The sequence below is a fragment of the Paenibacillus sp. 01T422 genome, from assembly GCF_056398785.1.
Genome location: NZ_JBFTQB010000098.1, coordinates 1 through 11,940 on the forward strand (window position 1 = coordinate 1; position 11,940 = coordinate 11,940).

At 48.3% G+C, this 11,940-nt stretch carries 7 protein-coding genes and 1 pseudogene; 3 read left to right on the forward strand and 5 right to left on the reverse strand.

Translation table 11 applies throughout. The features are described from left to right. Positions 1 to 299: 299 nt before the first annotated feature. On the reverse strand, positions 300 to 704 hold the full coding sequence (locus tag AC1DUA_RS07805) for a GlcG/HbpS family heme-binding protein (RefSeq protein ID WP_477499190.1): 405 nt from the start codon (positions 702 to 704) through the stop codon (positions 300 to 302). Between the two features lie 45 nt (positions 705 to 749). After that, positions 750 to 1,541, reverse strand: a complete 792-nt coding sequence (gene blaOXA / locus AC1DUA_RS07810; RefSeq protein WP_477499195.1) for a class D beta-lactamase — start codon at positions 1,539 to 1,541, stop codon at positions 750 to 752. 147 nt (positions 1,542 to 1,688) lie between these two features. Here blaOXA and AC1DUA_RS07815 point away from each other — a divergent pair, with 147 nt between their 5' ends. Continuing rightward, positions 1,689 to 3,068, forward strand: a complete 1,380-nt coding sequence (locus tag AC1DUA_RS07815) for an aminotransferase-like domain-containing protein (RefSeq protein WP_477499191.1) — start codon at positions 1,689 to 1,691, stop codon at positions 3,066 to 3,068. 48 nt (positions 3,069 to 3,116) lie between these two features. On the opposite strand, the gene AC1DUA_RS07820 is transcribed toward AC1DUA_RS07815, so the two are convergent. Further along, complete coding sequence (locus tag AC1DUA_RS07820; protein ID WP_477499196.1) at positions 3,117 to 4,487, reverse strand: catalase; 1,371 nt, start codon at positions 4,485 to 4,487, stop codon at positions 3,117 to 3,119. A gap of 531 nt (positions 4,488 to 5,018) precedes the next feature. On the opposite strand from AC1DUA_RS07820, the gene AC1DUA_RS07825 reads away from it, so the two are divergent. Continuing rightward, positions 5,019 to 6,629 carry an extracellular solute-binding protein gene (locus AC1DUA_RS07825; RefSeq protein ID WP_477499192.1) on the forward strand — a complete coding sequence of 537 codons (1,611 nt, stop codon included), beginning with the start codon at positions 5,019 to 5,021 and terminating at the stop codon, positions 6,627 to 6,629. 489 nt (positions 6,630 to 7,118) lie between these two features. Here AC1DUA_RS07825 and AC1DUA_RS07830 read toward each other — a convergent pair whose 3' ends face one another. Both AC1DUA_RS07830 and AC1DUA_RS07835 read right to left on the reverse strand, forming a co-directional pair. Then, a complete protein-coding gene (locus tag AC1DUA_RS07830; RefSeq protein WP_477499193.1) occupies positions 7,119 to 8,399 on the reverse strand; it encodes a glycoside hydrolase family 125 protein in 1,281 nt (426 codons plus the stop codon). Between the two features lie 28 nt (positions 8,400 to 8,427). Further along, positions 8,428 to 11,184 (reverse strand): alpha-mannosidase, encoded by a 2,757-nt coding sequence (locus AC1DUA_RS07835; RefSeq protein WP_477499194.1) that lies wholly within the window; start codon positions 11,182 to 11,184, stop codon positions 8,428 to 8,430. 382 nt (positions 11,185 to 11,566) lie between these two features. Between AC1DUA_RS07835 and AC1DUA_RS07840 the strand changes: the two are divergent. Next, positions 11,567 to 11,940, forward strand: a pseudogene (locus AC1DUA_RS07840) (sugar ABC transporter permease); the annotation flags it as partial.

Below are 11,940 nucleotides of genomic sequence, written 5' to 3' on the forward strand. Positions count from 1 at the left end.
ACCCTTATGTGTAACGGACATCAATGTCGTTATTTTCGATAATTGCCCCTTAATTCATGAATAACGGACTCCAGAGCCGTTAATCGATCCATAGACATACTAATTAGACAAGGTTAGCATGAATAGCTGCATTGGAGTCCGTTAGAATTCAAAAAGGCTTCATTTTGTTCAAATAAACGCGCTTGTGTCCGTTAGCGACGAAGCAAAGAGGCATGAAACCTCAAAAGTGGCGTCCCTCGCTATTTTTATCACTCTGGGGACAGCCTCGAACTCGGTTTTCGAATACTGTGATGTAAATCCTACCCGTTCGTATAATTAGAACCGATACGGGCATTAGCTGACCAAGGGGCTCTAGCACCGTGCATGCTAGTAAAGGCATAAACGGCGGCATTGGCCACTTCGATATCTTGAGCGCTTGTACCTCCACTTACGCCGATGCCACCCATGACTTTGTCGTTGCTGATGAGAGGTATACCTCCACCTAGGATGGTAAGCTTGCCGTGGTTGGTTGTGTTGATACCGTAGGAGGGAGAGCCTGGAAGTGCTGATTGCGCAAGGTTGGCGGTTGGCATTTGCATAGCTGCGCTAGTCCACGCTTTGCCTTGGGAGATTTCGATCCCAGCAATTCGTGCACCGTCCATTCTATGGAATGCGATCAGGTTCGCGCCATCATCAACAATTGCAATACTGCTGTTTAATCCCAATAATAGGTGCTCCAAATTTATGAAGAGTTTATAATAGGTAGAGACTCATAAAATGTGCATTTGCTTGAGACATTCGAGGGTAATCGTCTTGGCAGTCGTACCACTGCTGTCTACGTTGGTGGCGAATACCCATGAAGTCTTATCGGTCTCTACATAGCCGATATACCATCCGAGGCCTAGATCAGATAGCCTTGTCCCTGTTTTGCCATGAACGGTGTATGCGTCCTGTTCGTTATCGATCATGATACGTTTGACCGTTTTCATCGTTTGCTTTTGGAACGGCAGTGTTTCTTCCACGAGCTTCTCCATGAATTGAGCTTGCTCTTGCGCAGAGATCGTTAGGCTGCTGTTCAACCAGAACTTATCAATACCACCACGAATGTCTTGATTGCCATATTCAATTCGATTGAGATTGCTCTGCATCCGTTCAGGACCAATGTCCCGAGCCATGGCTTGGTAATACCAGATAGCGGAATTCCTCATGGCGGAAGCTAGGGTATGATCCCGATTCCAGACGTCAAATTCCCGGACGACCCCGTCCCAGCGTTTGACTTCATACTCATCCTCCACGGCATGTTCTTCCAAGCCGATTAGTGCGTTAGGAACTTTGAATGAGGATTCCGGTGTGAAACGCTGAGTGCTCCTCTGGAGATTATAGGTGTACATTTTATCCGTCTTCAAATTCTTAATAACGATCGTACCCGAAATCCCATGGAATAATTCTTCTGCATGGAGTTCTTTGATACCAGGCTTAGCATTAGCAGAGCTCGCGATACTGGCAAATGAGCCTGTACTTGTAAGCAGCAGGGCAACGAGCAGTAGAACAATAACCTTCATTTTTTTCATCTTGAATCACTCCTCTTTGGTTAGAAATGGAAAACATTTACTTACTTCACGTTGAGTATACGAGTAATGGCATGAATTTTATATGGGATTATTCTTGAATTGTACCCTTACAGTTTGGAAGGAGCGGGGATAAACAACATGCTGTACGAAGAGATTGTGGATCAGATGATGAAACACATTGAGGAAGGAACATTAAAGCCGGGGAACAAGCTGCCTTCCATTCGTGTATTGACCCAGGAATTCGCTTGCAGCAAAAATACGGTGATGAAGGCTTATAATGAATTAGAGAAAAGGCATATCATCTACTCTGTGCCTCAGAGCGGTTTCTATGTTGTGGAGGGCTATCGAAGACGGGAAAAGATGGAGGGAGTGCATGGCACCATTGACTTCCTCGCAGCTGGACCTGATCGACATGCGATGCCCTATCGGGATTTCCAACATTGTATCAATCAGGCTATTGAGCGATATAAAGAAGAGATGTTCACGTACTCGGACATTCAAGGGCTTGGGTCGCTTCGCGTCCAACTAGCCAAACATCTGCAAGAGCTTCAGGTATTCACGATAACCGAGAGAATTTATGTGGTATCCGGTTCGCAGCAAGCGCTGCATCTGCTGGTATCCCTGCCTTTTCCAAGTGGCAAGCGTAATATATGTCTAGAGCAGCCTACGCATGCTGGATTTATTGAATCTATTCGACAGCATGGAAGCGAGGCGTATGGGATAGAAGTAGGGAGCGAGGGAATCGATCTAACGCAGTTGGAACAGATTTTCAAGCATAACGATATCAAGTTGTTCTACACAGTTTCCAGATTTCACAACCCGACTGGCTACAGCCATACGAATGAAACGAAGCGAAAGATCGTCGAATTAGCGCAGCAATATGATGTATATATCCTTGAAGATGACTATATGGGCGACTTAGACTCGGATGCTAAGGCAGACCCGATGTTTGCTTACGATCCTTCTGGCAGAGTTATTTATGTCAAAAGCTTCTCGAAAGTAATGCTGCCCGGACTCCGACTCGGCTTGGCCGTACTCCCTGATGCTTTGCGGGAAGATTACCTTCGAGCGAAGTTTGCTGCAGACGTGCATACGCCGATGCTAACGCAAGGCGCACTTGAGATTTACCTACAGAGCGGGATGTTCAACGCGCATATCGAGCGTATGAGGAAGCTGTACAGCAGGAAGGCTACGCGCCTGCAGCAAGCGTTCCAGAAGTGGCTGCCTGCTGTCGCTGCCTACTCGGGTTCCTTATCCGGTTTCTATTCCACGATTGAATTGCCTGTCCCGATTAAGGCGAAGCAACTGCAGGAACACCTTAAGCAGCAACATGTATTCGTGGATCATACCGAGCGCATGTATCTCCCTGATTTCGCCAAAGACAACGTAATTCGTCTCAGTATCTCTCAAGTGGATGAGGATTTGATTGAGAGAGGTGTTCAGATTATTGCAAAAGGAATTGCGGAACTGCTCATCAGACGGACAGAAGTGAGGTTCGTGCGTAAGGATTCAGGGTAAAAAAAGATGACCCCTATCCTATAGGAGTCATCTGTTCTTAGTTTTAAATTATCCCTGTTCATGCATTTGGACGGCTCTAGCAACCCGTTCTCCTAGTTCCGTAGAGGCATTATATAGATAGCTCAGCACAATTTTTTGTGTTTCTTGGGATATACCGGACAGGTCCCCAGAGAGATTAGCAACCAAGTGATCTTGCTGCACAGGAGAGAGCGAGTAATAATACTGGCCTGCTTGTGTAAAATCATCCTGCTTCGGGATGCCCGATCGCATAAGTTGACCGTCCACGTGTCTCCCATTGCCACTGGTCACTAGAGAATCAGGGGACCAGTGTGCCTGATGGTTGACAGGAACCTTACGGAAATCCGGACCCATTCGCCGGCGCTGAGAATCCCAGTAAATATTAGAACGTCCCTGCAGCAGCTTATCGTCCGATAATTCGGCACCTTCCAATAAATTGGCGGGTGAAAAAGCTATTTTCTCCACTTGCTCCATATAGTTATCAGGATTACGGTTCAGCACAAGTCGACCGACTGGCAGCAGCGGATATTGCCGTTCATCCCAAACTTTGGTATCATCCAATGGATCAAACGGAAGTGCAGCTTCATCAGATGGGCTCATAAGCTGTACATAAAGTCCGTATTCAACAGTGTTGCCTGCTGCTAAATGATCGTTTAAATCCTTGCCTGCGAAATCCGGGTTCTCAGAGGCCAACTGAGTCGCTTCTTGACTGTCTATGTACTGCACGCCAGCAAAAGGAACCCAATGATATTTGACATAAGTGCGGGCGCCTTCAGCATTTTTCCAAACGTAGGTGTTAACACTATGCCCAGGAGTATGGCGGAAACTTTTTAGCGTACCAGCGTCGGAATAGAGCCAGAGAAGAAAATGAGTCGACTCAGGCGCTCTCGCTATGAAGTTCCACAACCGCTGGGGATCGATCAGATTATTTACTGGTGAAGGTGAGAAGGCTTTAATGAATTCTGGAAAGCGCATGGCGTCCCGTACAGCAAAAACGGGGATGTGATTGCACAGGAGATCAAAAACACCTTTTTCCGTATAAAACTTGGTCGAGAATCCACGCACATTGCGGGAGGTATCCGGAGTGCCTTTGTTGCTTACAGCAAAGGAAAACCTCACGGTGACAGGGACCTGCTGACCAGGGTTTTGAAGAAAGCAAAGCTGCGTGTATGTCGCCATGGAATGAACGGTCTGAAAGTACCCGAAAGCGCCATACCCTTTGACGTGCACAGGCCTTTCAAGAATTTTTTCATGGATAAAAGTTTCCAGTGTTTCATGTAGAACGCTGTCCTGTTCCAGTACGGGACCTCGTTCACCGACAGTTTGCGAATGATAGGCTGCCGGTTTAACAGATGACCATTGTGTAGGGGAATGACCATTAGGCTGCTGATCATTTATCATAGGCTGTGATGGCTGCATGGAAGGTCTACGGGGAAATTCATTGTTTTCTTTCATCATTGTACCTCCTATATCAAATAGTCCATTCTCCCTGATCTATTATTATTTATGTCGAGCATCCATACACTTATGACAAGACTTTGTGGACGAAATCGCTTATGCAGACTGAGATTGTCCTTTATTAATTGTAATTAAAAAGTTACAATGTGTATGTTTTGCTCTAGCCAAAAGGTTTACAAAAATCACATATTCGGCGGCTAGCTTACTACTGTGGCCTAATCGATCGAAACCATCCTGACATGGATCAGTGTAGGCATAAGGTCTTTGACAGCACAAAATTGACATATTTACTAAAACGGCTGCGAAGTTTAATCTTCAATTTGTAAGCGCTAGCAGCTTGATTCTTGCCAAAACAGTTATGTCTCGCAAGGATATGTTGCAAGCGTGATCATAATTGGTGAAAAGATCCTGGATCGTAAGGGGACATTGCTAATTATGACGGCTTTCAAAGATGACCATAAGGGAGGACATGCAATGTCGAACAGAAAGAAGCAAGTCGTGGCGTCCGCACTCGTGTTAGCTGTATCGCTATCCGTATTGAGCGGCTGCGCAAGTAAAAAAGAGAACGAAAGCACTGCAAGTGGAAGTGCCAATTCGAAAGCAAGCTCAGTGAACAAAGAAGGGTTCCCGATCGTGAAGAATCCGCTAACCTTATCTATCATGGCTCCAGATATGGGGATTCAGAACTGGAAGGACATGCCGGTTATGCAAGAGATGGAGAAGCTTACGGGTATTAAGATCGATTATCGTAATGCTCCCCGAGACAGCTTCGATACGAAGAAAAACCTTGTTTTCGCAAGCGGTGATTACCCGGACATTTTCTTCGCGTCGAAACTAACACAGGCTGAAGAGCTGAACTACGGAAGCCAAGGCATCTTGATTCCTTTGGAGAAGCTGATCGATGAATACGCTCCGAACATCAAGAAAGTGCTGGCTGATAAACCGGATATCCGTAAGTCGATTACAGCACCGGATGGACATATTTATTCGCTTCCACGCATCGAGCCGTTTCAACCGTGGTACCGTAATCCAATGTGGTACAACGGCAAAATGCTGAAGGAACTGGGTGTGACCAAGTTGCCGGAGACGACGGATGAACTGTACGATTTGCTCAAGCGTGTCAGAGACGAAGATCCGAACAAGAACGGCAAGAAGGATGAGATTCCATTGTCCTCTTCCTCCGGCATCAAGCTGAGAGATATTCGTACGTGGATTCTTGGCGCATTTGGAGCGTATGAAGAAGAATTGTACGTGGATGATAAAGGAAAAGTTCACTATACACCGGCTGAAGACGCTTATAAAGGCTACGTAACGTACCTCAACAAGCTATGGGCCGATAACCTGCTGGATCACGAATCCTTCTCGCAGACAGATGATCAGAAGAAAGCGAAGATCAAAAACGATCAGGTGCTTCTGTTCTCCGACTGGCATGCTTACATGTCCCATGGCGGGAAGCCTGGCACCGAGGACGTCATGTTCAGCCCGGTTCGTAGTGACAAGGTGAGCGCTCCGGCTATCGCTAGCAACAAAGGCTTCTCTACAGGCACGTTTGCAATCTCCAAATCCAATCGTTCTCCGGAAGCGTCGATTCGCTGGGTAGATTATATGTACTCACCGGAAGGCCAAATGCTGTTTAACAAAGGGCCAGAAGGTGTTCTGTGGAAGTATACGGACAGCGCGAAAACGAAAATTGAGTATTTACCTGTACCAAATGGAGAAGATAGAGAAACGTATCGCTCCAAGATTACCCCTAACTTCGGTATTGCTTCACCAATGGTCGTGCCAGATGAGCCTGTGAAGGACGATTTCGCGAAATGGGTGGAAAATGAGTCCAAGACCAAGCTGCTGGACCGTGGCGCACGCGTACCGTTCCCGGCATTGTACTTGACAGAAGCGGAGTCTGGCGAAGTGGCGGCATTGCGTTCCGATCTTACTACGTATGTTGCGCAGATGGAAGCGAAGTTTACCACGGGACAAGAATCGCTGGACGGTTGGGATAAGTATGTTCAAACCCTGAAGAAAATGGGTTCGGACAGATTCCAAGAGATTTATCAAAAAGCTTATGATCGTTGGAAAAACAGCTAGAGGATAACGAAATAAGCTGGAATTAGAACGGAATAGAAGCGGGCGTAGAGGTGAATTTGACCTTTACGCCTTTATTGTGTTTGTGGCTTTAGGGGAACTATGATCCCTTATTTCGATGAAAAGGGAAGCTTTCCGTCTGGGAGGGGAACTACGGTTCGCTATTTGGCGATTTGACCTGAAAAACGTGGCGTGGAGGTCAAATAAGACCCTGCAGTTCTGCTCAGAGGGGAAATTGCTCATTTTGTTCTCAATAGGGGACCACAGTTCCTCTAAGCAAAGCCTTGGCGGAAGTATGAGTATGAGTATGAGTAAAAGGATGAGCACAGGAGGCGGTAGGCTGCCCAGAGGTGGCCGGTACACGCTCCAAAGTGCATTGGATCATTAGGGCATTTGGTAGCTCCTAACGGTGGCCTAAAGGCCCAGCAATCGCAAATAAAAAACTCCCCGTTGCCTGTAATAGCTAACGGGGAGTTTTTCATTGATAAGTGCCTACACGAGTCCTTCATCCATTGCCTTGCAAATCAGGGAAGCGAACAGACTATTCGACCAAGCGAACCATGGTCTCGAGAAGTTGGAAGGATCATCTGGATGGAACCCTTCATGCATGTAGCCTGTATCCGCATCTGTATGGATCAATGTCTGGATTAGCTCCTTGATCTCATCGACATTGCTCGAAGTCAATGCTTGCACAGACAAGGCCATATGCCAGACGTAACCGCCCGGCGTATGCGGACTGCCGATGCCTTTGGCATATTTGCCTTCGAAATAATACGGATTATCGAAGCTAAGCGCAAACTTGCGCGTATTCTGGTAGATCGGATCATCGATGCCGGTGTAGCCGATGTAAGGGATCGTGATCAGGCCTGGTGTGCCTGCATCGTCCATTAGACAGTAGTTGCCGTAACCGTCCGTTTCGTAGGCATAAATTTTGCCATATTTCGGATGGTCCACGATGCCGTAGGTTTGGATGCCGAAGTCGATCTCCTTGCGCAGCTTCTCTGCACGCGCAGCTAGGCGCGTATCGTTGTAAATATCTGTAGCCATTTCGATAATGTGGCCGAGGATCACAACGGCAAACATGTTGCCCGGGATGTTATAGCCGTACAGATTGGCATCGTCGCTCGGACGGAAGCCTGACCAGGTCATACCGGTGTAGTTGGACAGAAGACCGCGCCCGTTATTTTGGAGCGTTTCCGTATGCTGCTTGGTTTGGCGTGTAAAATGGTACAGTGATTTTTGGTCATGATGCTGCTCGGTAATCAGCACGTTTACGATGGAAGTCAACGCCTGATAAACGGAATGGGTGAAGACGTCAGTAATCCCGGTTTCCTTCCAATACGTATACAGAAGCTGAACAGGGAAGCAGAGGGAGTCGATCTCATACTTCCGCTCCCACATCCACGGATTCAGGTCGCAATCATCCGTGTCACGGTAGTGTTTATCGCTTGGCGTTTCATTGAAGGCATTGGTGTAAGGATCAATGTTGATATAGAACATTTGACGCGCGATCAGCCCGCTGATGATGCGTTGCAGGTCTTTATCCTGCTTGGCGAAAGGAATGTAGTGACGAACTTGCTCAGTGGAATCACGCAGCCACATGGCTGGGATATCCCCGGTAAATACGAAGGTGGTGCCGTCTTCAAGCAGCTTTGTCGTTGTTTCCAGCGTGTTCGGGAAGCAGTTTCTGAAGAGCTTCTGCAGCTTCGGGTTGTGTGCCAGCTTTTGGTCGGCTTCGTTCAGAAATTCGGTAATGGAAGCAGGTAAATTCATGATGGATGTTCCTCCTGTGGGATTAAATTTAAGCTTGCTTGTGCTGAAATGCGTAGGTGATAATCTCACACTTGCCCGCCGTGGAGCGGATTAACCCGTCTGCGAGCTCGGCCGAATCGTGCCGACGCTCCAGAATATCGCTCTGGTAGGCCGAAGCGACCGGGAAGGAAGGCTTCAGCAACACTTGCTCAGCCTCGTGGGCGAGATTGTATAGACGGACGATGATATCGTCGTGGTCCAGGGACATCTTGAATGCCGACAAAGCGAGCGTTGGGCCACTCCATTCCAGCGCTTGATAGGTTGTCGGTAGCGAGCCAACCTGCTGACCCATCGTCAGTGTGTGGAACCAAGGTGATTGGAATTGATACGCCAAGGCGAATGCGCTTGATTGGATCGCTGTGCCCGCATGCGGATAAATCGCGAACTCGACTGTATGTTCACCAAGACACTGTGCTTCCGGTGTCGGGAATACGCCCCAATCGCCCAACTCGGATACGCTGCGTAGCAAGGTGACTGCAATTGTGTTCTCGCCGTCGCGCAAGACTTCGTATTCGTTCAGCCCTTTATTGGCGATCAACAGGCCTTGTGTGCCATTGGATACGCTGACGAAAGCCTGTTGATGCTGAGCATTACTCGGATTGATCCACTCCTTGGCTGGTGTCGTATCCCGCTCAGCAGCTTCGAATATCGAATCGGCCAGATGCGTCGACGCTATCAGCCCAGTAGGGAACAGGACCCGGAGGCGATGGTCTTTGGCTTGGTTGTTATAGGACACTGACACCTGCACGCCTTTGCCGGATTGTTCGAGACTGATACGGGAGGTCAACTCGAACGCCACGAGTTCGCTTGAGCGCGAAGCCGTACGCTTGCGGAAGGGAACCATCTTCCGTTTCTCTTCTTCGAATAGCTCCGATGCGGAGGCTGGTATAAGCCAAGTATGTTTGATTTCATATGTCGCTCGGTAAGGCTCATCTTCTATCAGTTTCACTTGAGCCGGGAGTCCTTTGGTCGTCAAAGCGACATCTCCGTCAGGCTGCCGGAAAACGTATTCGTTGCCTAGATCGCCGCAGTTTTCATACACGCCCATGCCTACGTAGGTATGGCCTGTCTCTTTGTCGGTAATATCGTAGGAGCCGTCTGTATGGATGCTAACAGCTATATGCGCGTTGGTCATGCCGGAATCCGTCACGATTAGCGGACTGTGTGGCGCCTTGACTGGCGCTGAAGGCTCACTAACCCAAGCCCACGTCTTGAAGCCTAGCGCCGGAACCTGCTGCGCTTCGAAGGTCAACGCGATTCTGCGCGCCATATAAGGCTGCCGGAATTTGTCCTTCGGCAATTCGTAGCCGAAGTGTACGCCCAGATCTTCCGCTTTGGCTGAGATGGCCTGGCCTTGGTCGTCTAGCAGCACGCCATTGTCTAGGTTCAATGGCATCTGGGACAGCCTCTCCGCAATTGCTGGCGGGTTCGGGCCTTCCTTGAAGTAGGACTTGGCGACGATTAGCTCAATGCGGATAGTACCTGTACGCTCCCAGCCGGTCATGTTGTAGACCGTGACGGGCAGGCTGTCATTCGGCCAGGAAGCTACGCTTGCTGTGTCGATTTGTCCAGCCAGAGCCTGCAAGCTTTCGTCGATAATCGTCTCGGTCAAGTGCCGGCTCTTGTCAAAGCGCATGACCATCTCACGATGAACCTCGTCCACACTGCATCCGCAGATGCTGTCATGCGGGTGGTTCTGCATCAGCGTCTTCCAGGCATGCGTGAGCAGTTGATGCGGGTAGGTTTTGCCGCTCGCCAGATGGGCTAACGTGGCTAGAGGCTCAGCGCCCTTTTCCAGCAGCGTCTGTCCCAGCTGATTCAGCTGCTTGAGGTAGACACGGGCGGACGCCGTATTGACCAGTGTGCCCCAGCCATCTGTATGCTGGCTGCGCAGCTCGCCCTGAATGGTCACCATGTCGTCAGGCAGCTGCTTTTTGAGCGCATCGATGTACCGCTCGAAGCTTGAGTGGATGAAATCCACATCGGGGTAGAGTGCTTTGGCAGTTTCGAGAGCTTTGCTCAGATCTTGCTGAATCGGCTGATGGTCACAGCCGTTCATGAACAGCAGCTCCGATGTAGACGCATACTTCTGTGTATCGCCAAGACGTTTATCCCRGAATGCCTGGGCTGCTTCGGCTTCAACTGGAACCTCGTTCCCATTGCTGTACCAGTTGGCGAACAGAATGCCGATTACTTTGGAGCCGTCCGGGGCTGACCAATACATCTCCGAATAGGGTGATTCATAACCAGAACCGTTCGTATCGATGACGACATTGTCGAAACCGGTTGGTTTCACACCGCGTCCGAACACGGCTGTATAGATGTCTGCCTGCTTCAACAATTGTGGCGCTTGCCCCATGTTGCCAAAGGAATCTGGAAAGTACCCCAGCTTGGATATGACGCCGTACTTGGCCGCATCCTGATGTCCGATTAACAGATTACGAACATTCGCCTCCGAACTGGTCAGGAATTCATCCTGCAGGACATACCAAGGTCCTATAATGATGCGGCCTGCCTTGATGTAGGCTTCCAGCTGCTCTCTTTTTTCAGGATGAACCTGTAGATAGTCCTCGATAATAATGGTTTGTCCGTCCAAATGGAAATAAAGGTACTCAGGGTCATGCTCCAGCGTGTATAGCAGATCGTTCATCAGTTCGGTCAGTAAATAGTGATGGCGCTCATACGGCATATACCACTCTCGATCCCAGTGACTGTGTGAGATCAGATGAGCTGCTTTTCTAGTCATTGATTAAAAGCCTCCTTTTATAAAGTAGAAATGGTGACCAACGATCAGTTATTCCTACTTTACTTCGTAGACAGATTCACACATATCGTTGTGATTGACAATATGTATGATTTGCACAAGGTTAAGCGCGAAAAAAATGACATAGAATTCCTCGATAAAATAACCATTCGACTTGCAATGACAACTAGGCAAAGATGTTTATCACGAGGGAGTCAGAAGTGATAATTCCTTGACTATCAAGGCGTTGAAGCGCTGAAGAATGACAATGCAGATTTCACATATTTACGAAAGCCCTTGTTTTTTTCTACACTTTAGAAGACGAATGTAAGCGTTAGCAGCAACCAACATGTAGAGAAAGGAGAGGATGGAGGAAATGAGTACAATGAGTGGTCAGACAGCAAGAAAGACGAAGGTGTCAAGCAGCGGTTCACTGCGTGCAAGAATGAAGAAAAACTGGGAACTGTACTTATTTATCGCCCCGGCCTTTCTGTATTTCCTGATCTTCCAATATGGACCGATGTACGGGATTCAGATTGCCTTTAAAAATTTCACGCCGTCCAAGGGAATCTTTGGGAGTGACTGGGTAGGGTTCGCACATTTTGAGCGGTTTTTTCATTCCTACTACTTCTGGGATTTATTATGGAATACATTTAGCCTCAGTCTTTATGAGCTTGCGATCGGGTTTCCACTTCCCATTATATTGGCTCTAGCTTTTAATGAAGTGCGAAACGGTTTCTTTAAGAAAAGCGTGCAAAC